We start from the raw sequence: 26,730 nt of genomic DNA, 5'->3' as shown, positions 1-26,730 counted from the left end.
TTCGTACCAGAAGCGGCAATTGCTCGTGAAGGTGCTCGGCTACGCCGCCATGCTGTGCGTGCTGATCATCGTCGGTGTTCCGCTGTTCTGGATCATCATCACCTCGTTCAAGGCGCGTCCGGACATCTACACCCAGCCCGCGGTGTACTGGCCGCACAGCTGGCATCCGGAGAACTACGAGGAAGCCACCACCACGCTGCCGTTCTGGACGTTCCTGCGTAACTCGCTGCTCGTCACCGGTGTCATCGCCGCAGTGAAGTTCGTGCTCGGCATCCTCAGTGCCTACGGGCTGGTGTTCCTGCGCTTTCCAGGCAAGAACGTGGTTTTCCTCGTCATCATCGCCGCGCTGATGGTGCCCAACCAGATCACCGTGATCTCCAACTACGCACTGATCGCACAATTGGGCTGGCGAAACACCTTCCAGGGCATCATCATTCCGCTCTGCGGCGTCGCATTCGGCACCTTCCTGATGCGCAACCATTTCCTCTCGCTACCGGCCGAGGTGATCGAGGCGGCCAGGATGGACGGCGCCAACTGGTGGCGGCTGCTCACCAGGGTGGTGCTACCGATGTCCGGGCCGACCATGGTCGCGTTCGCCGTTGTCACGCTGGTCAGCGAATGGAACGAATACCTCTGGCCATTCCTGATGGCCGACGACACCACGGTCGCCACCTTGCCGGTCGGCCTGACCCTGCTGCAGAACACCGAGAACCCGAGCGTCACCAACTGGGGGCCGGTGATGGCGGGCACGCTGCTCACGATGCTGCCGATTCTGCTGGTGTTCCTGCTGCTTCAGCGCCACATGATCAAAGGCCTCACCTCGGGTGCGGTCAAGGGTTAGCCGATATAGGAGATACCACGTGTCCACTTCACAATTCCCCGCACTGTCGCGGCGCGGATTCATCGGCTTGGCCGGCGCGGTCGCCGCGGGTGCGGCGCTCACCGCGTGTGCGGGCAGCGGCGGTGGCGGCAAGCAGTCCGGCGACGCCAACACCATCACCTTCTGGTCGAATCACCCTGGCACCTCGAAGGAACTCGAGGCCGAGCTGATCAACCGGTTCCAGGCCGAGCACCCGGACCTGAAGGTCAATCTGGTCGACGCTGGCAAGAACTACGAGGAAGTGTCGCAGAAGTTCAACGCGGCCCTTTCCGGCGGCGAGCTGCCGGATGTTGTTGTGCTGTCGGATGTCTGGTGGTTCAACTACGCGCTCAACGGCACCATCGAGCCACTGGACGGCCATTTCGGCGAGGCCGGAGTAAAGCTCGACGACTATGTCGATTCGCTGGCCGCGGACTATGTGTTCAACGGCAAGCATTACGCACTGCCCTACGCCCGCTCGACGCCACTTTTCTATTACAACAAGGACGTGTGGTCGAAGGCCGGTCTGCCGGACCGCGGTCCGCAGAGCTGGCAGGAATTCGACGAGTGGGGCCCGAAGCTGCAGCAGGTCGTCGGCGACGGCAAGCTCGCGCACGGCTGGGGCGATGCCAAGAACTACTTGGCCTGGACCTTCCAGGGCCCCAACTGGACCTTCGGCGGCGCCTACTCCGATCAGTGGACCCTGAAGTTCACCGACCCCAAAACCATTGCGGCCGGCCAGTTCCTGCGCGACATGATCCACACCAAGAAGTACGCGGGCATCAAGCCGCAGATCGCCGTCGATTTCGGCACCGGTGTGATCGCCTCCACCATCGCCTCCACCGGCGACCTGAAGGGTATCCAGAAGAACGCCGAGGGCAAGCTGCAATTCGGCACCGCGTTCCTACCGCACCCGAACGGGCCGGGCGTCACCACCGGTGGCGCGGGGCTTGCCGTGCCCGCGCGCATCTCCGATCAGCGAAAGGTGAACGCGCTGAAATTTATCGAGTTCATCACCAATTCCGCTAACACCGCGTACTTCTCGCAGGGCACCGGGTACATGCCGGTGCGCAAATCGGCCGTCACCGACCCGAGCGAGCAGGACTTCCTTGCGAAGAGCCCGAACTCGAAGGTAGCCATCGAGCAGCTTTCGGTGACCAAGTCACAGGACTACGCGCGGGTGTTCGTGCCGGGCGGCGATCAGATCATCGGGACAGGGCTGGAGCAGATCGGGCTCCAGAACGCGGACCCGGCCACGGCTTTCGCCAATGTCGCCAGTCAGCTACAAGCCATTATCGACCGGCAGATCACTCCGAAGCTGCCCAAGTAGTTCGCCGAACGGACAGGAGATCGACAGCATGGCAACAGTGCACTTCGACGGGGTGACGCATCTGTATCCCGGCGCGCCGACGCCTGCTGTCGATAGCCTCGACATCGATATCGCGGACGGGGAATTCATCGTCCTCGTCGGCCCGTCCGGCTGCGGCAAGTCGACAAGTCTGCGGATGCTCGCCGGGCTGGAGTCGGTCGAGTCGGGCCGAATCCTGATCGGCGGCAAGGATGTCACCGGGCTGCCGCCGCGGGCCCGCGATGTGGCGATGGTGTTCCAGAGTTACGCGCTCTACCCGAACATGACCGTCGCGCAGAATATGGGCTTCGCCCTGCGCAATACTGGTATGAGCAAGGCCGACACCATGGTTCAGGTCCAAGAGGCGGCCAGGATGCTGGAGCTGGAACCGCTGCTCGATCGCAAGCCCGCGAAACTGTCCGGCGGCCAGCGCCAGCGAGTCGCCATGGGCCGCGCCATCGTTCGTCGCCCGCAGGTGTTCTGCATGGACGAGCCGCTGTCCAACTTGGACGCGAAGCTGCGGGTGAGCACTCGATCGCAGATCGCGGCCCTGCAGAAGCGGCTCGGGACAACCACGGTGTACGTCACCCACGATCAGGTCGAGGCCATGACCATGGGTGACCGGGTCGCGGTGCTGCGCGACGGCAAGCTGCAGCAGATCGCCGCGCCACGTGAGCTCTACGACAACCCGGTGAACACCTTTGTCGCGGGCTTCATCGGCTCACCGGGCATGAACCTGCTCGACGCGCCGGTGCGCGACAACGCGGCGGTCCTCGGTGATCTGCGAATCCCCTTGCCGCACAGCGTGCAGACCGACCGCGTTGTCGTGGGCGTTCGCCCCGAATCCTGGGAAGTCACCACCGAGCCCGACAGCCTCGCGGTCGCCGCCGAACTGCTCGAGGAGCTCGGCGCCGAGTCCTTCATCTACAGCCACGGCATCACCGAGGAGTGGAACAGCCGCTCGGGCAAGGTGGTTGCCCGTGTCGACCGCCGCTTCCAGGTCGCACTCGGAGATCACCTGCGGCTGCGTCCCAAGCTCGACGAGATCTTCTTCTTCGACGGGGCCACCGAGCTGCGCCTGTGCTGAGTCGGCCCCGTTCGCCTCGGATGCCTACCAGATACGAACGCGTTCGGCCGGTTCCAGGTACAAATTGTCGCCGGGCTTGACGTCGAAGGCTTCGTGGAAGCTGTCGATATTGCGCACCACTGCGTTGCAGCGGAATTCGGGCGGAGAGTGCGGGTCGATGGCGAGGCGGCGGATCGCTTCCTCGGTGCGGGCCTTGGTGCGCCACACCTGGGCCCAGCCGAAGAAGACACGTTGCAGGCCGGTGAGCCCGTCGATCTCCCTGGCAGTGCCGCCCGCCAGCGAGATCTTGTAGGCCGCGAGCGCGATGGAAAGCCCGCCGAGGTCGCCGATGTTCTCGCCGATGGTGAACTCGCCGTTGACGGTGTGCTCGTCCGAAAGTTCCTTCGGCGAGAGCGCGTTGTACTGATCGATCAGAGCCTTTGTCCGCTTGCCGAATTCGGTGCGGTCGTCGTCGGTCCACCAGTCGATCATGTTGCCGTCGCCGTCGTACTTGGCGCCCTGATCATCGAATCCGTGCCCGATCTCGTGGCCGATGACCGCACCGATTCCGCCGTAGTTGGCGGCGTCGTCGGCGTGCATATCGAAGAACGGCGGCTGCAGAATCGCTGCGGGGAAGACGATCTCGTTCATTCCCGAGTTGTAGTAGGCGTTCACCGTCTGGGGTGTCATGAACCATTCGTCACGGTCGACGGGGCCGCCGAGCTTGTTCATGTCGCGGTCGTGATCGGCGGCGTAGCCGCGTCGGTAGTTGCCAACCAGATCGGCGGGATCGATGACGATATCGGAGTAGTCGCGCCACTTGTCCGGGTAGCCGATCTTCGGCGTGAACTTCTCCAGCTTCGCCAATGCGGCTGCCCTGGTGGCGGGGCTCATCCAAGCCAGATCGGCGATATTGCGCCGGTAGGCCTCCTGTAGGTTGGCGACCAGCTCCACCATGCGCGCCTTGGCCTCCGGCGGGAAGTGCTCGGCCACATAGATTTTGCCGACAGCCTCGCCGAGCAGGTCCTGCACCAGCGAGACACCGCGCTTCCAGCGTTCCCGGTTCTCCTGCGCACCGGTGAGGGTGCGGCCGAAGAAGTCGAAGCTCTCCTCGACCACCGCGTCGGTGAGGTACGCAGCGCGCGAGCGGATCACCCGCCATGCGGCCCATGCCTGCCAGTCCGCGGTCGACTCCGTCGCCCAGGTCTGCGCGAAGGTACGCACATAGTCCGGCTGGCGTACGACCAGTTCCGCGAAAAGCTCGGGTCCCGATGCCGTGACGCCGTCGGCGAGGGCCGAGGTCCACGCGGCCCAATCGAATTCGGGGTAGTCGGCTGTGAGCGCGTCGAAGGTGGTGAGGTTGTAGCCGAGTTCGGCGTCCCTGCGCCGCACCACATCCCAGTGCCCGGCCGCGAGTTTGCGCTCCAGCTCGAACACGCGCTGGCCGACGGTGCCCAGGTCGTCGGGCAGCAGGCCCGCGAGCTGCGGATCGGCGGCGGCCAGTGCGAACATGCGGCCGATGTGCGCGATGTACGCGGTGCGGATCTCGGCGAATTCGTCCTGACGGTAGTAGGACTCGTCGGGCAGGCCGATCCCGGACTGAGTCGCGTGCACCAGATAGCGGTTGGAGTCCTTGTCGTCGGTGTCGACGTAGCAGCCGAGCGCGCCGCCGACGCCGGTGCGCTGCAATCGGCCGAGCAGAGCGGCGAAAGCACCTCGGTCGGTGGCCTCCTTGATCGCCGCGAACTCGATCGCGATCGGCGCGAGCCCGACGGCCGTGACGGCCTCGGTGTCCATGAAGCTCGAGTACAGATCACCGATCTTGCGGGCATCGCTGCCCGGCTCGGATTTCGATGCCGCGGCGTCCTGGATGATCGTCTGGACATCCTGCTCCGACTGGTCGTACAACGTCCGGAAGGCACCGTCGACCGCACGATCGGCCGGTATCTGGTGTGTATCGAGCCACGCGCCGTTGACGTGCGCGAACAGGTCGTCCTGCACGCGCACGCCCGCGTCGAGGTAGGACAGATCAATGCCGGAAGGACTGGTCAGCTCGGAAGTCACGATATCCAGTATGCCGATCCGAGCGATCGGGCGCCGAGGGTCGCCCGGCCAGGGTGCGGCCAGGGGGAGTGGCTCAGACCGACACGTCGGCGCGGTTGAATTCGCCGTCGCGGACGCCTGCGAGGAAGGCGGTCCACTCTTCGGGGGTGTAGGTGAGGGTGATATCGCCGCAGCGCAGCGTGGTGTGGCCGGCATCGGCGACGGTGGTGGTGATCGCGGTCGGATCGCTGTGGCTGCGGCCGGGGTCGAGGGTGTCGAGGAACGAGGTCCATTCGCTCGCGGTGACGATGATGATGGGCTCTTCGGCCGGGCGGCTGGCCGGATCGCGGCGGTATTTGCTGTCACGGATGAGAACCGCGTCACCATCGAAACAAACCTCGACACATTGGTTGCCGTTGTTGGATCGAGTCGATGTGAACCAGCCGGTAAAAACCGACCGGGAGGTAGCAATGGTGGCCATGGGCAGAATTTTACACTCCGGCATACCTGCTGATCAGGGCCAATGACTCAGCACGGTCCAGCGATTGCTCCAATGCGCGCACGTACGCGAAGCTCAGATCTCGCACCATTTCGGGGTCGTCGACGGCACCACCGAACACGGTGCTCTCCGCCCAGCCGAAGGTCGGCAGCTGCTCGCCCTCGAAATCGATCAGATGGAAACTCGAACCGCCGAGTACCGCCCCCGCGGTAGCGGCGAACGGGATGACCCGCACCTCGATGGTGTCGAGTTCGGCGATGAGCGCGGCCAGATGCTCGAGCTGTCCGTAGAGCACCTTCGGTCCACCGGTCTGCTGTAGCAGGGTGCCCTCGCCGATCACGGCGGTCAGCTCGATCGGGTCACTGTCGCGCAACCGCTCCTGGCGACGCATTCGGATGGCGACGAGTTGCTCGACCTGCACCGGCCGGATCATCACGTCGGCGCTGATGAGCGCGCGGGCATAGTCCTCGGTCTGCAGCAGGCCGGGCACGACCAGGCTGTCGTAACTGCGAATGCTCTGCGCGCCGGACTCCATACCGTAGAGCCGCTGCAACTCCGGGCCGATCAGCGCGGCGGATTTCGCCCACCAACCGCGCTGTTTGCTGGCCTCGAGCAGAGCGAGTAATTCGGCGCGCTCCTCGGCGTCGACCTCGAGCAATTCCAGCACCGGGCCGATGGTTTTGCCGGTCAATACACGGCGGCCCTTCTCCACGTGCGACCAATTGGCCGCGGTGAAGCCGACACGTTTGGCGAAGGTGGCCGAATCGAAGCCCCGTTGTTCGCGTAGCTCGCGCAGGCGAAGCACCAGCTCCCAGCGGGCAACCGTCGGCGAGGCGGGTGCCATGACAGGCGATGGTACGCCGCTCGAGTCTCCGGCGTGTGACTATTGTCAAGCATGTTGCACAGGTCTAGGGTCGGATTCAGCGGCCGTTCCACGATTCATTTCGATCCACCTTCATTTCGATCCATTGAGCATCGAGGCGAGGTTCGTCATGAGCATCTCAGGTAGCCCCCGATTGTCCGGAAGACCCGGCGTCCAGCCGCTGACGGCCGCGCAGGATTTCGCGGCGATCCAGAACGCCATCGCACGCTGCCGTTGCTACCGCAAGGACCACAGGCTCTACGGTGTGGTGGATCCGGTGCTCGGGCGAATCATGCTGGAAGTGGGCGCGGTCGGCGCGGTGGTGATGCCCGCGGTGCTCGGCGGGCCGGTGCGCGAGCGCCTCGCCGAGCGAAACGGTCCGATCATCGCGCATCCGCGCTCGGGCCGCTGGACCTTCCTTACCGGCCCCACCGACAACTCCTACCTGGATACGGCCCTGTTTTCGGACCTGTTCCGGGTCTGCGCCTCGGTCGCGCTGCCGGGCAGCAACATCGTGCTGCCCTCACCGGCGGACGAACACAGCGGTTACCGAACGTGGATCGCGCCGCCCGAGTGCGACTTTCGCCCCGAACTCGCCGAGGTGGTCGCCGCGACCCGGGCCTGCGCCGGCCGCTGAGGGGTCAGCGGGTCGGTGCGGGCGGGGGCGTGATGGTCACGCTGTATTTGTTCTCCAGCGTCGGATTCCAGTCCCGCGCGCACTGGTCGACCTTGGTTTGATCGTCGCCCGCCTTGTTCACACAGTCCAGGAAGTCCTTGCCGCCGGAATTGACGAAGAAACTCCAGCCGACAATCGACAGCAGAATCGCGGCGACCAAAGAGATCACGCCGAGGATCAGACCCGTGACGGCCATGCCAGTGCCGCCCGCCGCGCCCGAACGTGTCTTCGCGAACGCGATCAGGCCGAAGATGATCGCGAGGGTGCCGAAGAGGTAGCCGCCGACCAGGGTCCAACAGCTCAGGATGGCGATGATGCCGAGCACCAGTGTGGTGATCGCCAGGCCCTTGCCCTTGGGCGACTCTTGCCAATAGTTGGGCTGGCCCTGGTAGGGACCCGGCGGTGGGTACTGGCCCGGCGGTGGATATTGGCCCGGCGGTGGATATTGCGACATGGACTTCCTCTCAGTCCTGCGGGGGCGTGCGCACACGGCAGTCCCCTACTGATCGCGCTCCCTACTCTGGGATGTTAATGCCGCGAATGCCGCTCGTACCTCATTGCGCGCCGAGGCGCGCGTGCATCTCCCATACCAGCACCTCCGAGGGCCTGCGCGCGATCACCCGCTGGCCACCGGACCTGGTCAGGCGGACCGCGTCCCCCTCGTAGAGCGGGCCGACACCTTCCATCTCGACCTCGCCGCGCGCGACGAACAGATGCAGATAAGGCGCGTCGGGCAGGTCGATCGCCTGCTCGGTCTCCGCGGGCTCCCCGGCCGCCATCCTGGCCACGTGCAATGCGGCATGGCTGCTGGCGATCGCGATGGCGGTCTTATCGCGGTAGCGCGACAGACCGGAGGCCACCGTCACCAGGCCGCCGCCCGCCAGTACATCGTCGATCTCGAGTTGCTGATAGCCCGGATCCAGCCCCGGCTCATCGGGCACCACCCACATCTGCACGAAATGCACGGGCTCATCGTGTTCGGCGCCATTGCCCTCCAGGCGCCACGAGTCGTTCTTCTCCGAGTGCAGGATGCCGGTGCCCGCGCTCATCCGCTGGGCGAGACCTGGGTAGATGATGCCGCTGTGGCCGAGCGAATCCTGGTGCACCAGGCTGCCGCCGAGCACCCAGGTCACGATCTCCATGTCCCGATGTGGATGGGTTTCGAAGCCCTGACCGGGGCGAACGATGTCCTCGTTATTGACGAGCAGCAGGCCGTGGTGAGTGTTATCGGGATCGTAGTGCTCACCGAAGGAGAACGAGTGCTTCGAATCCAGCCAGGACACGCGCGTTTTCATGCGGTCGCCGCCACGATGGACATCGATGTGTGGTGTCGTGAGTGTGGACATCGTGGCCCTCCTCTCGGGACCGTGCACCGATCGCCTTTCAGGGTAGGAGCACTTAAGTCGCGGTACTCCGAATTCCTAGTAAATTGTCCTGCACCGGCATTTTACGCGAGCGACCAGCGGGTGAACGGCAGGCGAGCAGAACCAACCGGTAGGTCGCCTCATTGTTCCGACCGGCCCGACACCGAATCGGGAAGGCTATCCACCCGGTTGCCGCCCTCATAACATGTTGTGCCACAACGGAACCGGAGGTGACGACCAGATGCGACCAGACGAGCTCGCCGACATCGAACGCCACCTGCGCGACGCGGCGCGCCGGGACGGCATCTCCGATTTCGTCATCGGCGTCGCCGTGTTCCGCGACCGCAAACTCCTGGTAGTGCGCCGGGTACCCGACGACTACCGCGGCGGGATGTACGAACTACCCGGCGGCGGAGTCGAATCAGGCGAAACCTTCGCCGAGTGCGTGGTACGTGAGCTGTTCGAGGAGACCGGCCTGCGAGTGCGCGCCATAACCGACTTCCTCGGCGGGTTCGACTACGCCACCAGAACCAAGTCCAGGGTGCGCAAGTACAGCTTCGTGGTGGAAGCGGAGCCCGGCCAGGTGGCATTGGCTCCCGGCGAGCACGACGCCCACGCATGGATCGACGCTACCGCCCTGGACAACCTCCCGATGGCCCCCGACATGCGAGAAACAGTCAGCATGCTGGTCCACCTTTCCTGACCTCGAGCGCATCCAACAAAGTCGCGACCATCCCCACCAACGCGCCACGACCGATCGCGCATCCGACCGATCACAACGCTCCACCAAAGCCGCAACGTCCCCACTCACGCGCCACAACCAGTCACGGTGATCCCACATCCGACCGCTTTGCAGCGCTCCACCAAAGCCGCAACGTCCCCACTCACGCGCCACAACCAGTCACGGTGATCCCACATCCGACCGCTTTGCAGCGCTCCACCCAAAGTCGCAACGGTCCCCATGTACGCGCCCACTAGGCACGACCCCGTATTCCGAGCGAAGCGAGACCGAGCACTAGAGTTCGCGGCCCGTCTCGCGTCCGAGCGTCCGAAGCGCATGCGCCGCAGGCGCGAGTCTCGGACGCTCGGACGCGAGACCAAGGGGGCCGCGAACACGCGACGCCGCGGGCGTCGCCAAAAAACACAGCCCCCCGAACACGCGGCGCCGCGGGCGCTGCAAAATCAACACCGTGTCTGGTGGTCGCTCCGAGAGCTCTGTGCCCGCGGCCCAGCGACACTTATCGCTGCGGAGCGCGTTGAGCCAGAGTCCCGGCGTGCTGCGGTTGGCGCTGGTGCGGTTCGCTGGTCAGTTCGGCGACGGCATGTTCCAGGCGGCTTTGTCGGGGGCCATTCTGTTCAATCCCGAGCGGGAAACCGATCCGCTCGCGATCGCGGCGGCCTTCGCGGTGCTTTTGCTGCCGTATTCGCTGATCGGTCCGTATGCGGGGGCGCTGCTCGATCGTTGGGATCGGCGCGCGGTGTTGCTGGTGGCGAATGTGCTGCGGGCGATCTTGATCGGTGCGGTCAGTCTCGGATTGCTTGCCGGTGCGGGCGAGAAGCCGCTGCTGTTGCTTGCGCTCGCGGTGGTCGGGATCAGTCGATTCGTGCTGTCGGGCGTGTCGGCGGCGCTGCCGCGGGTGCTGGACGAGTATTGGCTGGTACCCGCCAATTCGGTGCTCGCCACGTTCGCTTCGGCCTGTGCGGGCATCGGTGCCGCGGCGGCGGTATCGATCATCGGCCTGATCGGCGCGGGGGATGCCGCCTCGGCGCTCGCGGTGGCGATCAGTGGCATCTGGTCGGTGATCGGTGCTGTCCTTGCCGCGGGGTTCGATGCCAGGGTGCTCGGCCCGGATCCTGGGGCGATGGCCAAGGAGAGCGCGGTACGTGCGATCGCCACCGGTCTGCGCCACGGGGCCGCGGCGGTCTGGGGATCGGTTCATGTCACCACCGCGATGCTCGGTATCGGCGCGCACCGGATCGTGTTCGGCACCAACACGCTGATCATGGTGCTGGTACTGCGCCAGGCTCCGGCCGACGGCAGCACCATGAACAATGGGCTGACACGTTTCGGGGTCGCCATCGGCGCCGCCGCGGCGGGGATGCTGCTCGCGGCGATCGTCGCACCGGTGCTGATACCTCGGCTCGGTAGGCCGAGGACGGTGATCGCGGGGCTGCTGACCGCGACGCTCGTCCAATTCGCATTTGTCATGCCGACCGCGGTTGCCGAGGCAGGGCCCGGCGCACATCGCGCACATCAATTGCTGCTCGTCGGTGCGTTCCTGTTCGGATTGGCGGGACAGACGATCAAACTGACGGGTGACGCGACCATGCAGATCGATATCGATGACACCAGGCGCGGTCAGGTATTCGCACTACAGGACACGGTCTTCAACATTGGGTTCGTGCTGGCGATCGCACTCACCGCGCTGGTGATCCCTGCCGACGGGCGCTCGATTGCCGTTGTGGTGACGGGCGCCGGAATATATTGCGCCGGAATAGCGGCCATCGCACTCAATTCACGGCGTAAGCCGATAACCGGCTGAACGGCTCACCGCGTGCCGTCGTCGACATTCAGTTGCTCGGTGACATGGTCGCCCGCTGCGGCGCGCTGGTCGTGCAATGCGCCGACCTGGTCGAACGGTGCCAGGGGATCCGACCACGCCGTCGGATGTTCGAGCGGCGCGCCGGAGTCCGATTCCTCGTTGCCCAGCCCTTGGTCGAGAACGTGTTGCGACGCCGTACCGAGTTCCTCCTCCGCACCACTTCGCTCGATCCACGCGAGCTGCTCGCTGCCCGCATCGGACGCCGCGCCGGTGACAAGGTGATTCCAGGTACCGAGGCCGGAGGGGTCGGTATAGAAATGATCGAGGACGCCGTCGTCGTCCAAATCGAGCGCCGATACGTCGGCGATTCCAGTGCCGTGGGAATCCCATAGCGCATCATCGGTAAGGCCGTCGCCGTCGAAATCCAATTGCAGAGCATCGGCGATGCCGGAGCGTGCCAGCTCCAAATCCGCCTCGGTCGACCAGATATGGACCGTGCCGTCGCCCGTTCCGAACACGTACTCGATCTCGTTCATATCTTTTTGGACGCAGCGGGCCTGCTTTCGGTTCCCTTCGGTGCGGTATCGATTCAATTCGCTCACGTCCCGCATTCGGACACCGTGGTCCGGTAAGTTGATCTTCCGGCGACCCGATTCGACAGGGAGGCAACAAAACATGAGATTTCTGTCGAACAGGTCGCGAGCGTTCCGGCCCGCCTCCGCGAAGTGACGACAGAACCACGGTGAAGGTGACATCCCGAATCGGCATGCCCCCTCCCTACACTCCCGCGTTGTTCGGCGTGCTCGTTGCCGGACTGCTGGTGGCGTCTGCGCCCGTCGTTCGCGCGGCGCCGCATCCGTGGGCGCCGCCACCGGTGAACAGCTGCGGCGAGACCGGCTTCGATCCACTCGCCCGGGAGCCGGACCCGAACGCCCCACCGCCACCACCAGTGCTGTTGCCGCCGCAGATCGATATCCCGATACCGATTCCGCAACTCACACCGGTCCCGGTGCCCGATCCGCCACAGGACAACACCAGGATCGATCCGGTGCCGCTGCCCGCTGACCCGTGTGGAAATCCGTGCCCGGATATTCGCGACTCGCCCAAACCACAGGAACCGGCAAGCGAAACCGATCCCGAGCCGCATCCGGGCGCGGCACCGGAGACCGCCCCCGCGCCGAACACTGGCTCGAGTTCCGGATCGGGCTCCGGAAGCGGCTCCGGCTGGGGTGAGCCGATCGTGCTGCCGCGCATCGAGATCAAGCCCGAGATCGAGCCCATTCCCATCCCGGTACCCGGCGGTGAGGGCGATCCGCCGCAGGCCGCGCCGCCGCCGGCGGTGCACCCGGCGGAGCCCGGTCCGCTCAGCGCGGCGGTCGCCACGCCACGGGTTGACTCGGTGCGGCTGGTCGAGCAGCTGACCGGGCACGGTTCACCGAACCGCACCGACATGCGCTGGCAGGTCGACGGCACCGATCTCGGTCTGATGTGGGAAACGAAACCGGGTGAGGTCGCCGTGGTCTTCGGCGACACCTTCGGCACCGGCTGGGGCGGTAGTGGCGCCGGTGGCGAAAACCAGGATTGGCGAAGCAACGTGCTCGGCTACAGCACCGACCACGACCTGGACAACGGCCTGAGCATCGACACGATGGTGCAGGACAGCCGCTGCCACGCCGCCGAACTTCTCGGCAGCCGCAAGATCAAGAATTGGGAGACGACCACCATCCCGACCTCCGGGTTCGCGATCGGGAGTCGCCAGTACATGAGCTATATGTCGGTGAACAATTGGAGCAGGATCCCGGGATTGTGGTCGACCAATTACGGTGGCCTCGCCTACTCCGATGACAACGGTCGCACCTGGACCAAAGATCAGCATGCCAAGTGGGACAACTTCTTCGGGGTCGGTCGCTTCCAGGTGGCGGCCATGGTGCCGCAGGGCGATTACGTCTACATGTTCGGCACCCCCAACGGCCGCGTCGGCGTGATCGGGCTCGCCAGGGTGCCCAAAGCCGAGGTGCTCAACAAGTCGGCCTACCAGTACTGGGTCGGCGGGACATGGGCGCCTGCCGCCGAAAATCAGGCCACTCCACTGGTTCTCGGGATGGCCAGTGAATTGTCGGTGCGCTTCGACCAGGCGTCGGGGCAATGGCAGATGGTCTATCTGGATTCGGGTCGAGGAGCCATCGTGATGCGCTCGGCGGCGTCGCCGCAGGGCGCGTGGACCGACGCGGTGCCGCTGGTCTCGACCACCGATTACCCGAAGTCCTACGGCGGCTTCATCCATCCGTGGTCGACCGAGAAGGATCTCTACTTCACCATTTCGGCGTGGGACAGCTACAACGTGTATCTCATGCACGCCGAGCTGAATCCGCCGCGCTGATGCCGTAATTCGAGGTCAGGCGCGATGGATCCGCAGAGCCTGTCCAGGACGCGCCTGGGCAACGGCGTCGATATCGGCATCCACGACGACCGCGACCACCGGGTAGCCGCCGCTGATGGGGTGGTCGGCGAGGAACACCACCGGCTGACCACTCGGGGGCACCTGAATCGAACCGAGCGCCATACCCTCGGTAGGCAATTCGTGCGTGACACTGCGGCGCAGTGGGGGACCGGCATGCCGATCCAGTCGGGCGCCGACCCGGTCGGTATCGGTCGATACGGTCCACTCGCCACCGAAAAGTGCTCCGGCATCGACGAACCAGTCGTCACGTGGGCCGAGGACGGCTCGGATCGTCAGCGTGTCGGTGTTCATCTCGGCCATCGGGGCGAACTCGACACTCGGAAGCGTGTGCGGCGCGGGTCCGATCGGCAACCGGTCGCCGGAACGCAGTGGCCGAGGGCCGATTCCGGATAGGGTGTCGCGGCTGCGCGAGCCGAGCGTGGGCGGCACATCGATGCCTCCGCGCACCGCGACATAACTACGCAGACCCGCGCCCGCGAGACCGAGCCGAAGTGTTCGTCCCGCGGCCAGTTCCAGCACCGTCGCGTGTCCGACCGGAGTGCCGTCGACGGTCGCGGGGGCGGGCGCACCGGTCACCGCGACGGTGCGATGCCGGTCGGCTCGCAATACCAATCCGCCTAGCAGCACTTCGATTCCCGCGTACGCCTCCGGATTGCCGACCAGTCGATTGGCCAGTCGGAACGAGGCGCGGTCGGCCGCACCGGCCGGCCCCACACCCGAATCGAACCATCCCGGCCGCCCCAAATCCTGAATGGTCGCCAGCGGCCCTACCTGTTCGACGACAATCATCGGCGCGTGCCTGCCTCCACGAATCGCACTGCGGCTCCCGCCCGAATGAGTGCGGGAGGATCCCTGTCGGGGTCCCACATCTCCAGATCGGTGCTGCCGATGAGCTGCCAGCCGCCTGGGGTGCTGCGCGGGTACACCGCGGTGTACCCGCCTGCGAGTGCGACCGCGCCCGCGGGGATCGTGGTGCGCGCCGCTGACCGTCGCGGAACTGTCAGCCGACCGTCCGGTGACTCGAGATAGCCGAAGCCGGGAGCGAACCCGACGAACGCACACCGCCACACCGTTCCGGTATGCGCGGCGATGACCTCGGCGGTGCTCAGCCCGAGCGACTGCGCCACCTCATCGAGATCGGCGCCGTCGTATCGGACCAGTATCAGCACCGCGTCGTCCTCGATGTCGCTATCCGGCAGTGTTCCACGGGAAACAATGCGCGAATCTCGCTTGCGCCCATACTGATACAGATGGGCTATGAGCGCGGCAAGCTCTCGGCGCACCAGTTGCGCGTCCGGAACCGAAAGCAGCGTCACCAGAATTGTTTCCGCTGTGGGAAGCACGTCTTGGACACCTGAGATCGGCCGACGCCGCAATGCCGCGACGAGTTCCGCGATATCGGCATGCTCGATCGGAGTGATCAGCAGGGCTCGGTCGCCCGCCGCACGAATCAGCCGATCCGGGTCGGGACCGGAAGGGGTTTCGCTCAGAACCGAATCCATCATGGCACCGGCCTCAGCAGAACGGCCCTACCGGAACGCCGACATCGTCCAAGGCGGCCCGGATGCGTCCGGCCATCTCGACCGCGGCAGGCGAATCGCCGTGCACGCAGATGCTCGAGGCGGACACCGGTACCTGCCGGGACCTGTCGACGGTCCGCACCGTACCCGACATCGCGATCGATACCGCTTGGGCGACAGCCTCGTTCGGCTGTAGCACCGCGCCGGACACGCCTCGCGCGGCAAGGGCACCGGTCGGCGTATACGCACGGTCGGCGAAACCCTCACCGACAAAACGTATCCCGGCGTCGACGGCGGCGCGCTCGAGGTGAGTGCCTGCCGGTCCGAGCAGCGTGAGCTCGGGATCGAATTCGACCGTCGCGGCAAGCACCGCGTCGGCTAGCTTTCGCTCCGCTGCCGCCGAGTGATACAGCGCGCCATGCGGTTTCACGTAACGCACCCGGTCACCGGCGGCACGCGCGAACGCATCGAGACCGCCGAGTTGATAGAGCACCTCATCGCGCAGCTGCGCCGGTTCCATGGCGATCGCACGTCGTCCGAATCCGGCGAGATCGCGATACCCGACGTGCGCGCCGATCCGGACGCCCTTCTCGACGGCGAGTGCACAGGTGCGGCGCATGATCGACGGATCACCGGCATGGAAGCCGCAGGCGATATTGGCGCTGGTGACGATGTCCAGCATCGCCGCGTCGTCGCCCATCGTCCACGCGCCGAATCCCTCGCCGAGATCGCTGTTCAGATCCAACGTCATGTGCTTCCTTCCGGCATCCGGTCGATCCAACTAAGACCTGCGTCACACTTCAGCGTGCCACGTTCGAGCCGCCGTACTCGTCTGGGCGGCATCACCCCTGGTCGACACGGAAAAATCGCCCGCGTGGCAGAGCCCGCTCGGATGGGCATGTTCTCCGATGGCAAGTACCCTCAGAGCAATCATGGCCACGTATTTCGATCCGACGTCATGGTCACCATTACGGGCCGTCGATCTCGGCAAGCGTTTTTTCGACCAGTCCTGGCTCGAGCAGTGGGCATCCTTCACCACCGCCTGGGTCGATCCGGTGGCCGACCTGGGCGCGGGCGCGGTCACAGCGCTGATGCCGGATGTGCTGATGACCGTCCTCAGCGAGGGCATCCTGAGCCGGTTCGGCGGTCAGGAGGTCAGCGCCACGCTGCTCGGACACGATCTGCACGCGACGTTGCAGGTGTTGAAGGTTCGTCGTCGCGGTGCGCACTTCCAGACCAAGACGGTGTTGTCCAGGATGCGCTGGGACGATCACCCGATCGAATCCGTGACCGTGATCGCGCACGGCGTCCGCTTGATTCCCGGGGTGCCGACGAAAGTGCGGACCCAGCAACTCGACCTCGATGGCACCGTAACCACCGAAGCATTGGTCGGCTGGCTGAATACGCAGCCGCTCGACTGGGAGCTACGGGTCGACGCCGAGAGCGGGCTGATCAAGGCGACGCACCGGCGCAGGCTGATCACCGCGCTGGTGGACGCCGAGGTGCACGACAACCTGCTCACCGTCGAAATTCGCAGGGCGAACTGGCTCGGCATCCGAGTGCCATTGCGAATGCTGACCGCGCCCGAAGTCCTGGTCGAGAGTCTGCCGAACAACGCGCGCATCGCGCACGCGAGCCGCGAGGGCGACCTGGTCCGGTTCCAGGTCGAACTGCCGCAGATCACCGGGTCGTTCGATCTTGCGCAGATCCGCTCGGCCATCGTCACCGGAACAACGCTGATCATCTTCTGACGCGCCCGATCAACCGGCGCAGCCGAATCAGCCCTGCGTCTTCCACCATTCCAGCAGCGCGGCCTCGGCCTCGTCGCGGTTGAGCGGTCCACGATCCAGGCGCAGCTCTTTCAGGAAGCGCCACGCCTTGCCGACATCGGGACCAGCGGAAAGGCCGAGCAATTCCATGATCGCGTTGCCGTCCAGATCCGGCCGTACCCGTTCCAGATCCTCCTGCTCCCGCAGCGCGGAGATCCGCGATTCCAGCTCGTCGTAAGTGGCGCGCAGCGCAGCGGCCCTGCGCTTGTTGCGGGTGGTGCAGTCGGCGCGGACCAACTTGTGCAGGCGAGGCAGCAGATCGCCCGCGTCGGTGACGTATCGGCGCACCGCCGAATCCGTCCACTGCCCCTTGCCGTAGCCATGGAAACGCAAGTGCAGGAACACCAGTCGGGCCACGTCCTCGGTGAACTGCTTGGGGTATTTCAGCGCGCGCATCCGCTTGCGCACCATCTTCGCGCCGACCACCTCGTGGTGGTGGAAGCTGACGCCGCCGCCCGCCTCGTTGCGCTTGGTGTCAGGCTTGCCGATGTCGTGCAGCAGCGCGGCCCAGCGCAGCACCAGATCGGGATCGCCGTCTTCCTGGTCGATGGCCTGCTCCAGCACGGTCAGCGAGTGCCAGTACACGTCCTTGTGCTGGTGGTGCTCGTCGATCTCCAGCTTCATCTCCGGTACCTCGGGCAGCACCCGCTGTGCGAGCCCGGTCTCGCACATGACGTTGATGCCGTCGATCGGATGCGCGGCGCCGATCAGCTTGTCCAGCTCGGTGCGCACCCGCTCGACGGTGATCCGGTCGATCTCGGTGGCCATGGCGGCGATCGCGGTGCGCACCCTCGGATGCAGCTCGAAGCCGAGCTGCGCGACGAAGCGGGCCGCCCGCAGCATGCGCAACGGGTCGTCGCCGAACGAATCCTCCGGCGCCGCAGGGGTATCCAGCATCCCGGCCAGCAACGCGTCCATCCCACCGAGCGGATCGACGAACTCCATCGATCCGTCCGCCCCGATCCGCACGGCCATCGCATTGACCGTGAAGTCCCTGCGCACCAGGTCACCCTCGAGCGAGTCGCCGAAGGTCACCTCGGGATTGCGGGAGACCCGATCGTAGGCCTCGCTGCGGAAGGTGGTGATCTCCAGCTGCTGATCGTCCTTCGCCGCGCTCACCGTCCCGAACGCGAGGCCGCCGGTATCCCACAGATGATCGGCCCAGCCGCGCAGCATCTCCTGCACCTGCTCCGGCCGCGCATCGGTAGTGAAGTCCAGGTCGGTACCGAGTCGGCCGAGCACCGCGTCGCGCACACTGCCCCCGACCAGGTACAGCTCATATCCGCGCGCAGCGAACAACTCACCGAGCGGCGTCAATACGTCGGACAACCTCCCGAGGGTGACCGCGGCCGCGGCTAGCAATCGGGTACGTCGATCCTGCGCTACTGCATCCTCAGACTGGGGCGAAACCACGAATCAGCAGCTTACCGAGCCCTGCCAACCGATATTCCAGCGCAACCCACGCAGCACCCCCAGATATATAAGGCCCTACGCATAGCAGCGCCGTTCCGACTGTTGCCCACGCGTGTCCAGCACGACAGTGGCAAGCAGCCATCAGGGTCGCGACCATCCCCACCAAAAGCGCCCACTCGCCACGACCCCGTCTTCCGAGCGAAGCGAGACCGAGCCCTAGAGTTCGCGGCACGTCTCGCTTCCGAGTAGTCGAAGCGCATGCGCCGAAGGCGCGAGTCTCGACTGCTCGGAAGCGAGACCAAGGGGGCCGCGAACACGCGACGCCGAAGGCGTCGCCAAACAAGCACAGCCGCAGGCGCTGCAAATTACGCACAGTAGGATTGCTGGGTGTCTCCGGCCGATCGTGCGAACAGTCGACGCCGCCAGCCTCGGCGCCGCGGTTCGGCCGCCAATGCGGCGAAACCTCGCATGCGTACGGTCCGGGAAACTTCCGCCGGCGGGTTGGTCGTCGACGGGCTCGATGGTCCCCGGGAAAAGCGGAGTGCTGCACTCATCGGGCGCACCGATCGCCGAGGCAGATTGCTCTGGTCGTTGCCCAAGGGACATATCGAAGAGGGTGAGACCTCCGAGCAGACGGCCATCCGTGAGGTGGCCGAGGAGACCGGAATCAACGGATTAGTGGTCGCGGAACTGGGGAGCATCGATTACTGGTTCGTCACGGAGGGTCGTCGGGTACACAAGACCGTGCATCATTATCTGCTGCGATCGGTCGGTGGCGAACTTTCCGACGCCGACGTGGAGGTCACCCAGGTGGCGTGGGTTCCGTTGAGCGAGCTGGATTCTCGACTGGCCTATGCCGACGAACGGCGGCTGGCCGAACTGGCGAATCGGATGATCGACCGGATGGAGACCGGCAAGCGATGACGCGTGGACTGTTCCGGATCATCGTGGCGGTCCTGACCATTCTCAGCTCGGCGACGGTGGCACCGATGTTGCTCACGCAGCAGGCGACGGCACAACCGACCGGGTCGAACGGGTCGACGACGCCGAAATTCTTGAAGTTGTCACTGGATTCGGTCACGCCGACAGCGGTGACCACGCTCAGCGATTCCATGTTGACGGTGTCGGGCACCATCACCAATATCGGTGACCGCGTTGTCGACAACGTCATCGTCCGCGTGCAGCGCGCCAATGCGGTGGCCTCGCCGAGCCTGCTGCGCTCAACTTTGCGCCTCGATCAGGCCAACTACGACGTTGCGGGTCCGTTCGAGGATGTCGTCGAGCGGCTGAGCCCCGGTCAGCGCAAGCAGTTCACCACGAGCATCGCGCTGCGACCCGGCGGTGGTGACAGCACATCGTCGCTGGATATCACCCAGCCGGGCGTCTATCCGCTGTTGCTGAATGTCAATGGTGAACCGGCATACGGCAGTCAGGCCAGGCTCGATGACGCCCGCTTCCTGCTGCCGGTGCTCGGTGTTCCGCCCACGGCGAATGCCGAGTCGGGAAGCGCCGCGGAACCGGCGGTACCCGCCGCGTCCGACGCTCCGGTGGCGACAACGCTGCTGTGGCCGCTTGCCGACCGACCACGACTCGTCGCGGGCATCCCGGGTTCGGTGAATGGGAAGGCGGAGCTCACCGACGACGAGTTGGCCGCGTCGCTGGGCAAGGGCGGTCGCCTCGATCAGTTGCTCGGCGCGCTGGAGTCCGCGCTCGGCGCGAACAACGGTCACGATCGGAGCTTGGCCACCGCGGTGTGCGTGGCGGTGGATCCGGATCTGCTGGGCACCGTGGAGTCGATGACCAAGGGTTATCGGGTGCTGGCGAGTCCGTCCGACCCTGACGGTGCGACCAGGCCGGGCACCGGCGAGGAGCAGGCGCAGACCTGGCTGGACCGATTGCGCGCGCTCGCCTCGTCGGTGTGCACGGTGGCGTTGCCCTTCGCGCAGGTCGATGTCACGGCGCTGGCCGCGGTGAACGATCCGGATCTGTCGGCGCGGGCGCTGGACGCGCCCGCCGACATCGTCGACTCGATCCTGTCCACCAGGTCGGTGCGCGGTGTGAGCATGCCCGATTCCGGCAGTATCGATACGAGCGCCGGAATGTTGTTGCGCAGCCACGGTTTCGGCACCGCCGTGCTCGCCGACACCGCCGCTGTCACGGTCGGCTCGGCGAGCTCGGGCGATTCATCCGATTCAACTCCGGCGACCGCCGGAGCGGGGCGCACCACCGGTGGCCAGCCGACAACGAGTCTGAGCGCCTCGAACATGGTGGTGCCGGATTCCGGGGCACCCGACGTTGTCCGGCTGCCGGAGATCACTACCTCGTTGCCCGGCACGAACGAGGCCGAGAGCCAAGTATCCGAGCCGGCGCCGACCAGCGCGGTGCCCAACACCGGCGCGAACCCAAGCAACCCGGCACCGCCCGCCGGCCCTGCCACTGATCCGGTGATGCACGCCGCGACGTTCGATATCTGGTCGGCGACGGCGCTCGCCGCGGTCGGCTCTAATCCGCCGACACCCTCGTTCACGCCCGCGAAGGTGCGCTACGACGTCACCAACGACTCGCGGATCGCACGGTTGCAGGACGCGCTCGGCGCCATCTCCTGGACCGCGCTGAACCCACAGCCGAATCGGCCGCGCTCGATGCTGCTCGTACCGCCGCAGCAATGGGGAGCCAACCTGGATGAGGCGGCGGCGCTGCTGCGTCAGGTGGACTTGCTGATGCGCAATAGCCTCGCCACACCGCGCGCGCTGCACGAACTGCTCGCCGAACCGCCGGATGGGCAACCCTACGAACTGGATTACCTGCCCCAGGCCGCCGAGGACGCGGTGCCGGGCCGCTTCGTGCTTCCGGTGCGCGACCAAGGACGCCGGATCACCGAGTTGATGCGCTCGCTCGTCGAGTTGCCCGAGGCCGAGCCGAAGCCGCGCGATTTCCTGGCCCCGCTGCGCGAGGACCTACTGCGGACGCTGAGTCTGTCCGATCGACGGACCGGCGACGCGGCGCAGCCGGACACTTTCGCCCAGCGACGGCTCGACCAGACCACCAAGACCCTCGACAATCTCTATCGATCGGTCACTGTGCTGCCACCGGGCGGCGTGTACACCCTCGCCTCCGAGCAGAGCCCGCTATTGCTGGTTGCCCGCAATGAGCTGCCGGTCGCGATCCGAATCAAGTTCCGGATCGAGGCGCCCGCCGAGACGAAGATCACCGATATCGGTGAACAAGTGTTGCCGCCCACCGGAACTCGTTCGTTCCAGATCCCGACCGAGGTCACCGACAGTCGCAGCCTGGTCATTCCGATCTCGCTTACCACGCCCGATGGAATACCGCTCGGCAATCCCACCTCGGTTTCGGTGCGTTCGAACGCATACGGTCAGGCCTTGGCAATAATTACGGCGTGTGCCGGAATACTGCTGTTCCTGTTGGCCGGACGTCGGTTGTGGCGTCGGTTCAAGGGACAGCCGGATCCGGCCGACGAGGGTTTCGATCCGGTCACCCGGCGCCGGGTGAATAGGTACCGGCGTGCGCGGCAACGAGTACTACGGCAACAGGAGCAACAGGAGGCACCGTGAGAGACCCGCGCGAAGGGCCGCCACCTGCCCTGCGCGGAGCGCTCTCATATGCCCGGCGCGAAGCGGTCTCACCTGCATCGATTGGCTGTCCAGCAGTGCGCGATGGCACAGTGGTGGAGAATCATGTTGCGGTAGAACTCGGGGGTCACGGTGAGCGGAATATTCGAAACGCTGCTCGCCGGACTGTCGGGATGCGACTGTTCCGGCGGGTACAGGAGGCATGATGAGCGACGATGACTTATCCGCTCATCAGCATCGACCAGGCGATCGCCGCGACGGGCCACCGGCCCGCCGCGCTCCCGCAGCGCCTTGGGAGCGTCGTTTGCAGGACGCCGAGGATCCGGATATGAATTCCGGTGACCCATACGGTGAGCAGGGCAGGCCGATGCCTCGGATCAGCCATCCCGCGCCGCCGGCGCGACCGGGCCAGCGGATGCCACCAGCACCGCCTTCCGCGCCCATGCCGCGACAACCACCAGCACCGCCTTCCGCACCCATGCCGCGACAGCCACCGCCTCCGCAGCGTCCTGCACCGCGCCCGCACCCGCACCCGGGCCAGCGCCAGTACCCGGTGCCACCACCGCCCCCAGGCCAGGCGCGCCCATTGCCGCCGAACCAGGCGCGCCCCGCACCGGCTCAGCCGGTGCGGGTGCCGCCCGAACGTTTCGCGCCACCACCACCGCCACCACCGCGCGCGCGACCGCAGTCGTACCCGCCGCAGCAACGGCAGCGACCACCGGCGCCTGCCCAGCGCGCCACGGCGGACAGACGCCCGAACACCCGCGAGATGGCGGCCCAGCCCAGGTCCGCGACGGATACCGCCGCGCAACCGAAGCAGAGCGCGAACGCGCGGCTGCTTCGCGACTCCGGTTCGATCGCGATTGCGACGCTTGTCAGTCGAATCACCGGATTCGGCAAGCAGTTGCTGTTGCTCACGGTGCTCGGCCCCGCCATCGCCAGCTCGTTCACCTCAGCGAGCCTGATCCCGAACATGATCACCGAGCTTGTACTCGGTGCGGTGCTCACCGCCATGGTGGTCCCGACGCTGGTCCGCGCCGAACAGGAGGACGCCGACGGCGGCACCGCCTTTGTCCGGCGACTGGTGACGGCCGCCTTCACCGTCCTCGCCGCGGCCGCCTTGCTTGCCACCGCCGCCGCACCGATCCTTGCGACACATGTCTTCGTCTCTTCCGACGGCAAGGTCAACACCGCACTGACCACCGCGCTGACCTTCCTGCTGCTGCCCGCGATCCTCTTCTACGGCATGTCGGCGCTGCTGACTGCGATCCTCAACACGCGCCAGGTATTCAAACCCGGCGCGTGGGCACCGGTGCTGAACAACCTCGTCGTGCTCATCGCCCTCGGCCTCTACGCACTGACACCGGGCGAGATCACCCTGAACCCGGTGCGGATGAGCGATCCGAAACTGCTCGTCCTCGGCGTCGGTGTCACGCTCGGCGTGATCACCCAGGCGGTGAGCCTGCTGCCCGCGATCCGCAGGGAAGGCATCAACCTGCGGCCCCTGTGGGGCGTCGACGCCAGGCTCAGGCAATTCGGCACCATGGGCGGCGCGATCATCCTGTACGTCCTGATCAGTCAGGTCGGCCTGATTTTCGCCAACAACATCTCCTCGCACGCCGATGAGGCCGGTCCGGCCATCTACTCGCAGGCCTGGCTGCTCCTACAGCTGCCCTACGGCATTCTCGGCGTCACACTGCTCACCGCGATCATGCCGCGCCTGAGCCGCAATGCCGCCGCGAACGACACACCGGCCGTGGTGGACGACCTTTCGGTGGCGACCAGGCTGACGATGATCGCCCTGATCCCGGTCGTCACCTTCCTGACGTTGGCAGGCCCGCAAGTCGGCGAGGGATTGTTCGGCTACGCACGGTTCGCCGACGATGCCTCTCGCCTCGGCCACGCGGTCAGCTGGTCGGCCTTCGCCCTGATCCCGTATTCGCTTGTGCTGATTCACCTGCGCGTGTTCTACGCCAGGGAGCAGGCGTGGACGCCGACCTGGATCATCCTCGGCATCACCGGCGTGAAGATTCTGTTCTCGGCGCTCGCGCCCCTCGTCGCGAGCAGCAGCGACGAGGTTGTCATCGTCCTCGGTGTCGCCACCGGCCTCGGTTTCACTGCGGGCGCCGTGATCGGCGGCTATCTGCTGCACCGCAGTCTCGGCGACCTGCGCATGGCCAACGTCAGCAGGACGGTGACGCGCGTCGTACTCGCCTCGGTCGCAGGCGGCGCGGTCATGCTGATCGTAGACAAGGTGCTCGGGCTCGATCGGCTGGGCGGCGGGCTCGGCTCGCTGATGCGCGTCGCGGTGTCGGCGATCGTGATGTTCTCGGTGGCTTTCGGGCTGATGCGACTCGCCGGGATCCCCGAGATTGTCGGCATCACCGTCGCCATCTCGCGGCGTCTCGGCCTCACGCCACCTGCCCCCGACCTCGATCTGGACAGCCCGGCCGAGGACATCTACGCCACGCAAGTGTTCCGTAGGCCCGATCCGTACGCGTACCCACAATTCGACCCATACATGGATGCTCAAACCATGGTCCTACCCGTGATCAGAGGCGATGCCGTTGACATCACCGGCAAGGGTGAGTTCCCGTACCCTGTTCGGCAGACAAGCACAAGTGGCGAATACGCCGCAGCCTCGACATATAAGGGCGAAGGAGGACCAAGGGTGAGCGACGACGCGGCGGTGGGCGGCGGCGTCCCGGCCGCTGATTCTTCTGCGGCCACGGCAGGCGGGCTCTCCACAGATGTCCCGCCTGCCGGGGACCCGTCGGATCCCGCACATATGAATCAGGAGGCCGATACCGGTCCTCCTGATCGTGGTGCGAGACCGGCATCGAGCGAGGACAAGTTCCACGCTCCGGAACGTGATCCGATGTACGACACCGGCATGATTCCGATTCCACCCCAATTGCCGCCCATGGGCGGCGACCCGGGTAGTCGTCGGAATCCGCGCGGCCCCAAGCTGATTCCCGGCGCCTCGGTCGCGGGCGGCCGGTACCGGCTGCTTGCCGGTCACGGCGGTTCGCGCGGGCTCGAGTTCTGGCAGGCCCTGGACATCAAGCTCGACCGCGAGGTCGCGCTGACGTTCGTGGACGCCGATCAGAAGTCGGGTGAGAATTCCGGCCACGATGGACCGCAGGCGATTCTGTCGCGCACGCTGCGCCTGGGCCGGATCAACTCGCCGGGTCTGGCACGGGTCCTCGACGTGGTGCGCGGCAGTTCCGGCGGCATCGTGGTTGCCGAGTGGACACCGGGCCGGTCGCTACGTGAGATGGCGGAGACCGTGCCATCGCCGATCGGCGCGGCCAGAGCGGTCCGTGCCCTCGCATCGGCCGCCGAACTTGCCCATCGGGGTGGTGGATCGCTATCGATCGACTCGCCGGATCGGATTCGGATCAGCGCATCCGGCGACGCAGTGCTCGCCTTCCCCGGCACTCTCGGCGATTCCGACGCGCAATCGGACGTGCGTGGTCTCGGCGCGATGCTCTACTCGCTGATCACGGCGCGTTGGCCGATCCGTTCCGGCGTCACCGGCACGGCCGCGACAGTCGGCGGACTGCGGTTGGCCGATTTCGGCCCGGACGGCACTCCCGTCGAGCCACGACAGATCCGCCCCGAGGTGCCCTTCGAGATCTCCGCGGTCGCCGTGCGCTCGCTGGAATCGAACAAGGGTGTCCGCACCGCGGCGACGGTGCAGCACGTGCTCGAGCAGGCATCGGTGGTCGATCAGAAGACCGACTTCATCCCGGTGCTGCGTTTGGGTCAGCGCCCACCGAGCGGTGTCGACGAATCGCTGGCCGATCCCGAGCTGCTCGCGGCCGAGCGGGAACGCTCGCAGCGGATGATGTGGATCATGGTCGGGCTCGGCATCCTTGCCGCGCTCGTCGTCGGGATCGTGATCTGGTGGATGGTGAGCGTCTTCGCGCCGGGTGCCTCCGACGCACCGCTCAACGAGCAGCGCAATATCGGTCTCACCACGAATAGTGCACCCGCACCAGCGCTTCCGCCGGGGTCGACGCCGACCCCGGCGGGCGGCGTGCCGCTCTCGGTCACCCATGTGTCGGTGTTCTCCCCACAGGGCACTCCCGACGGCCTCGGCGGCGTGCAAGCGGTCCTCGATCATGATCCGGCCACCCTTTGGCGCACGGATCAGTACTTCCAGCAGTTCCCGGCCCTCAAGAAGGGAATCGGGCTGCTGGCCACGTTGCCGAGCCCGGCGAAGCTGACGAACGTGTCGATCGTTTCGCCGAGCTCGGGCACCGCGGTCGAGATCCGCACCTCACCGACCGCATCGCCGACCCTCGACCAGACCCAACTGATCGGCTCCGCGCGCTTGACGGACGGCACCACCGAGATTCCGGTGCGCACCGATCAATCCGCACGCTATGTGCTCGTCTGGATCACCGGACTCGGGAACTCCGGTGGTCAGTTCCAGACCTCGATCGCTGAGATTCGCTTCGACGCCGCGCCCTAGCCACCGCGCATCGTCTTCGCCGTCCGCCGCGCACGTGTCTGCCACCGCGCCGCCGCAGATCGGTGTTCCGGCTCTGTTGCCATCAGCCTCACGGACTTTCGCGTCCCGATCGGTCTGCTTGCTGCCCAATCGCGACTGACGATATGATCTGTTTCCGCGCTCTCAGCAGGGGAG

General features: G+C 66.0%; 22 protein-coding genes. 11 read left to right on the top strand and 11 right to left on the bottom strand.

All coding sequences use genetic code 11. The features are described from left to right. The first annotated feature begins 49 nt into the window (after positions 1-49). The 3 genes from ACLMAJ_RS26410 to ACLMAJ_RS26400 are packed head-to-tail and all read left to right on the top strand — an operon-like array spanning position 50 to position 3,294. Positions 50-841 carry a carbohydrate ABC transporter permease gene (locus ACLMAJ_RS26410; protein WP_412016674.1) on the top strand — a complete coding sequence of 264 codons (792 nt, stop codon included), beginning with the start codon at positions 50-52 and terminating at the stop codon, positions 839-841. A 19-nt stretch (positions 842-860) separates the two neighbouring features. Then, positions 861-2,189, top strand: a complete 1,329-nt coding sequence (locus tag ACLMAJ_RS26405; RefSeq protein ID WP_412016524.1) for an ABC transporter substrate-binding protein — start codon at positions 861-863, stop codon at positions 2,187-2,189. A 28-nt stretch (positions 2,190-2,217) separates the two neighbouring features. Further along, on the top strand, positions 2,218-3,294 hold the full coding sequence (locus ACLMAJ_RS26400) for an ABC transporter ATP-binding protein (RefSeq protein WP_412016523.1): 1,077 nt from the start codon (positions 2,218-2,220) through the stop codon (positions 3,292-3,294). Positions 3,295-3,318: 24 nt separating this feature from the next. Here the strand turns inward: ACLMAJ_RS26400 and ACLMAJ_RS26395 are convergent, their stop codons facing one another. The 3 genes from ACLMAJ_RS26395 to ACLMAJ_RS26385 all read right to left on the bottom strand — a co-directional run bounded on the left by ACLMAJ_RS26395 (position 3,319) and on the right by ACLMAJ_RS26385 (position 6,659). After that, complete coding sequence (locus ACLMAJ_RS26395) at positions 3,319-5,346, bottom strand: M13 family metallopeptidase (protein ID WP_412016673.1); 2,028 nt, start codon at positions 5,344-5,346, stop codon at positions 3,319-3,321. 64 nt (positions 5,347-5,410) lie between these two features. Continuing rightward, positions 5,411-5,797, bottom strand: coding sequence for a DUF397 domain-containing protein (locus ACLMAJ_RS26390; RefSeq protein WP_412016522.1), 387 nt, complete (start codon positions 5,795-5,797; stop codon positions 5,411-5,413). Between the two features lie 10 nt (positions 5,798-5,807). Further along, a complete protein-coding gene (locus tag ACLMAJ_RS26385) occupies positions 5,808-6,659 on the bottom strand; it encodes a Scr1 family TA system antitoxin-like transcriptional regulator (protein WP_412016521.1) in 852 nt (283 codons plus the stop codon). A 148-nt stretch (positions 6,660-6,807) separates the two neighbouring features. On the opposite strand from ACLMAJ_RS26385, the gene ACLMAJ_RS26380 reads away from it, so the two are divergent. Then, positions 6,808-7,314 carry a hypothetical protein gene (locus ACLMAJ_RS26380; protein WP_412016520.1) on the top strand — a complete coding sequence of 169 codons (507 nt, stop codon included), beginning with the start codon at positions 6,808-6,810 and terminating at the stop codon, positions 7,312-7,314. Between the two features lie 4 nt (positions 7,315-7,318). Here ACLMAJ_RS26380 and ACLMAJ_RS26375 read toward each other — a convergent pair whose 3' ends face one another. Next, a complete protein-coding gene (locus ACLMAJ_RS26375) occupies positions 7,319-7,807 on the bottom strand; it encodes a DUF4190 domain-containing protein (protein WP_412016519.1) in 489 nt (162 codons plus the stop codon). A gap of 100 nt (positions 7,808-7,907) precedes the next feature. Beyond that, complete coding sequence (locus ACLMAJ_RS26370; RefSeq protein ID WP_412016518.1) at positions 7,908-8,699, bottom strand: pirin family protein; 792 nt, start codon at positions 8,697-8,699, stop codon at positions 7,908-7,910. A 259-nt stretch (positions 8,700-8,958) separates the two neighbouring features. Here ACLMAJ_RS26370 and ACLMAJ_RS26365 point away from each other — a divergent pair, with 259 nt between their 5' ends. Beyond that, positions 8,959-9,420: an NUDIX hydrolase gene (locus tag ACLMAJ_RS26365; protein WP_412016517.1), complete on the top strand. Its 462-nt coding sequence runs from the start codon at positions 8,959-8,961 to the stop codon at positions 9,418-9,420. A 541-nt stretch (positions 9,421-9,961) separates the two neighbouring features. Beyond that, positions 9,962-11,260, top strand: coding sequence for an MFS transporter (locus ACLMAJ_RS26360; RefSeq protein WP_412016672.1), 1,299 nt, complete (start codon positions 9,962-9,964; stop codon positions 11,258-11,260). Between the two features lie 5 nt (positions 11,261-11,265). Here the strand turns inward: ACLMAJ_RS26360 and ACLMAJ_RS26355 are convergent, their stop codons facing one another. Beyond that, the gene (locus ACLMAJ_RS26355) at positions 11,266-11,862 is read right to left on the bottom strand and encodes a hypothetical protein (RefSeq protein ID WP_412016516.1); all 597 of its coding nucleotides are present in this window, start codon (positions 11,860-11,862) and stop codon (positions 11,266-11,268) included. Between the two features lie 164 nt (positions 11,863-12,026). On the opposite strand from ACLMAJ_RS26355, the gene ACLMAJ_RS26350 reads away from it, so the two are divergent. Further along, positions 12,027-13,640, top strand: coding sequence for a DUF4185 domain-containing protein (locus tag ACLMAJ_RS26350; RefSeq protein WP_412016671.1), 1,614 nt, complete (start codon positions 12,027-12,029; stop codon positions 13,638-13,640). 15 nt (positions 13,641-13,655) lie between these two features. On the opposite strand, the gene ACLMAJ_RS26345 is transcribed toward ACLMAJ_RS26350, so the two are convergent. Genes ACLMAJ_RS26345 through ACLMAJ_RS26335 form a run of 3 tightly spaced genes read right to left on the bottom strand, consistent with a single transcriptional unit; the run spans position 13,656 to position 15,992 of the window. Continuing rightward, a complete protein-coding gene (locus tag ACLMAJ_RS26345) occupies positions 13,656-14,510 on the bottom strand; it encodes a 5-oxoprolinase subunit C family protein (protein ID WP_412016515.1) in 855 nt (284 codons plus the stop codon). Continuing rightward, complete coding sequence (locus ACLMAJ_RS26340) at positions 14,507-15,223, bottom strand: 5-oxoprolinase subunit B family protein (RefSeq protein ID WP_412016670.1); 717 nt, start codon at positions 15,221-15,223, stop codon at positions 14,507-14,509. Before ACLMAJ_RS26340 ends, ACLMAJ_RS26345 begins: the two co-directional genes overlap by 4 nt. A 13-nt stretch (positions 15,224-15,236) precedes the next feature. Further along, the gene (locus tag ACLMAJ_RS26335; protein WP_412016514.1) at positions 15,237-15,992 is read right to left on the bottom strand and encodes a LamB/YcsF family protein; all 756 of its coding nucleotides are present in this window, start codon (positions 15,990-15,992) and stop codon (positions 15,237-15,239) included. Between the two features lie 181 nt (positions 15,993-16,173). On the opposite strand from ACLMAJ_RS26335, the gene ACLMAJ_RS26330 reads away from it, so the two are divergent. Then, entirely contained in the window at positions 16,174-16,992 is an 819-nt protein-coding gene (locus tag ACLMAJ_RS26330; RefSeq protein WP_412016513.1) for a hypothetical protein, read from the top strand. 27 nt (positions 16,993-17,019) lie between these two features. Here ACLMAJ_RS26330 and ACLMAJ_RS26325 read toward each other — a convergent pair whose 3' ends face one another. Continuing rightward, complete coding sequence (locus tag ACLMAJ_RS26325; RefSeq protein ID WP_412016512.1) at positions 17,020-18,483, bottom strand: CCA tRNA nucleotidyltransferase; 1,464 nt, start codon at positions 18,481-18,483, stop codon at positions 17,020-17,022. A 387-nt stretch (positions 18,484-18,870) separates the two neighbouring features. On the opposite strand from ACLMAJ_RS26325, the gene ACLMAJ_RS26320 reads away from it, so the two are divergent. Together ACLMAJ_RS26320 and ACLMAJ_RS26315 are read left to right on the top strand one after the other, a co-directional pair. Further along, positions 18,871-19,407: an NUDIX hydrolase gene (locus ACLMAJ_RS26320; protein WP_412016511.1), complete on the top strand. Its 537-nt coding sequence runs from the start codon at positions 18,871-18,873 to the stop codon at positions 19,405-19,407. Continuing rightward, entirely contained in the window at positions 19,404-22,058 is a 2,655-nt protein-coding gene (locus ACLMAJ_RS26315) for a DUF6049 family protein (RefSeq protein WP_412016510.1), read from the top strand. The genes ACLMAJ_RS26320 and ACLMAJ_RS26315 overlap by 4 nt, the downstream gene beginning before the upstream one ends. A gap of 395 nt (positions 22,059-22,453) precedes the next feature. On the opposite strand, the gene ACLMAJ_RS26310 is transcribed toward ACLMAJ_RS26315, so the two are convergent. Then, positions 22,454-22,795, bottom strand: a complete 342-nt coding sequence (locus tag ACLMAJ_RS26310) for a hypothetical protein (protein WP_412016509.1) — start codon at positions 22,793-22,795, stop codon at positions 22,454-22,456. Positions 22,796-22,845: 50 nt separating this feature from the next. On the opposite strand from ACLMAJ_RS26310, the gene ACLMAJ_RS26305 reads away from it, so the two are divergent. After that, complete coding sequence (locus ACLMAJ_RS26305; protein ID WP_412016508.1) at positions 22,846-26,556, top strand: murein biosynthesis integral membrane protein MurJ; 3,711 nt, start codon at positions 22,846-22,848, stop codon at positions 26,554-26,556. The last annotated feature ends 174 nt before the right edge of the window (positions 26,557-26,730 follow it).

The sequence above is a fragment of the Nocardia arseniciresistens genome (assembly GCF_046764875.1).
Lineage (GTDB): Bacteria > Actinomycetota > Actinomycetes > Mycobacteriales > Mycobacteriaceae > Nocardia > Nocardia arseniciresistens.
The sequence above is the reverse complement of the archived record's forward strand: the minus strand, read 5'-3'. Positions and strand labels throughout refer to the sequence as shown.

What these genes read in the sequence shown, in the direction of transcription:
- ACLMAJ_RS26410 (WP_412016674.1), top strand. Translation starts at nt 50, where the DNA reads ATGCTGTGCGTGCTGATCATCGTCGGTGTTCCGCTGTTCTGGATCATC.
- ACLMAJ_RS26400 (WP_412016523.1), top strand. Translation starts at nt 2,218, where the DNA reads ATGGCAACAGTGCACTTCGACGGGGTGACGCATCTGTATCCCGGCGCG.
- ACLMAJ_RS26390 (WP_412016522.1), bottom strand. Translation starts at nt 5,797, where the DNA reads ATGGCCACCATTGCTACCTCCCGGTCGGTTTTTACCGGCTGGTTCACA.
- ACLMAJ_RS26385 (WP_412016521.1), bottom strand. Translation starts at nt 6,659, where the DNA reads ATGGCACCCGCCTCGCCGACGGTTGCCCGCTGGGAGCTGGTGCTTCGC.
- ACLMAJ_RS26380 (WP_412016520.1), top strand. Translation starts at nt 6,808, where the DNA reads ATGAGCATCTCAGGTAGCCCCCGATTGTCCGGAAGACCCGGCGTCCAG.
- ACLMAJ_RS26375 (WP_412016519.1), bottom strand. Translation starts at nt 7,807, where the DNA reads ATGTCGCAATATCCACCGCCGGGCCAATATCCACCGCCGGGCCAGTAC.
- ACLMAJ_RS26370 (WP_412016518.1), bottom strand. Translation starts at nt 8,699, where the DNA reads ATGTCCACACTCACGACACCACACATCGATGTCCATCGTGGCGGCGAC.
- ACLMAJ_RS26365 (WP_412016517.1), top strand. Translation starts at nt 8,959, where the DNA reads ATGCGACCAGACGAGCTCGCCGACATCGAACGCCACCTGCGCGACGCG.
- ACLMAJ_RS26350 (WP_412016671.1), top strand. Translation starts at nt 12,027, where the DNA reads ATGCCCCCTCCCTACACTCCCGCGTTGTTCGGCGTGCTCGTTGCCGGA.
- ACLMAJ_RS26345 (WP_412016515.1), bottom strand. Translation starts at nt 14,510, where the DNA reads ATGATTGTCGTCGAACAGGTAGGGCCGCTGGCGACCATTCAGGATTTG.
- ACLMAJ_RS26340 (WP_412016670.1), bottom strand. Translation starts at nt 15,223, where the DNA reads ATGGATTCGGTTCTGAGCGAAACCCCTTCCGGTCCCGACCCGGATCGG.
- ACLMAJ_RS26335 (WP_412016514.1), bottom strand. Translation starts at nt 15,992, where the DNA reads ATGACGTTGGATCTGAACAGCGATCTCGGCGAGGGATTCGGCGCGTGG.
- ACLMAJ_RS26330 (WP_412016513.1), top strand. Translation starts at nt 16,174, where the DNA reads ATGGCCACGTATTTCGATCCGACGTCATGGTCACCATTACGGGCCGTC.
- ACLMAJ_RS26315 (WP_412016510.1), top strand. Translation starts at nt 19,404, where the DNA reads ATGACGCGTGGACTGTTCCGGATCATCGTGGCGGTCCTGACCATTCTC.
- ACLMAJ_RS26305 (WP_412016508.1), top strand. Translation starts at nt 22,846, where the DNA reads ATGGCGGCCCAGCCCAGGTCCGCGACGGATACCGCCGCGCAACCGAAG.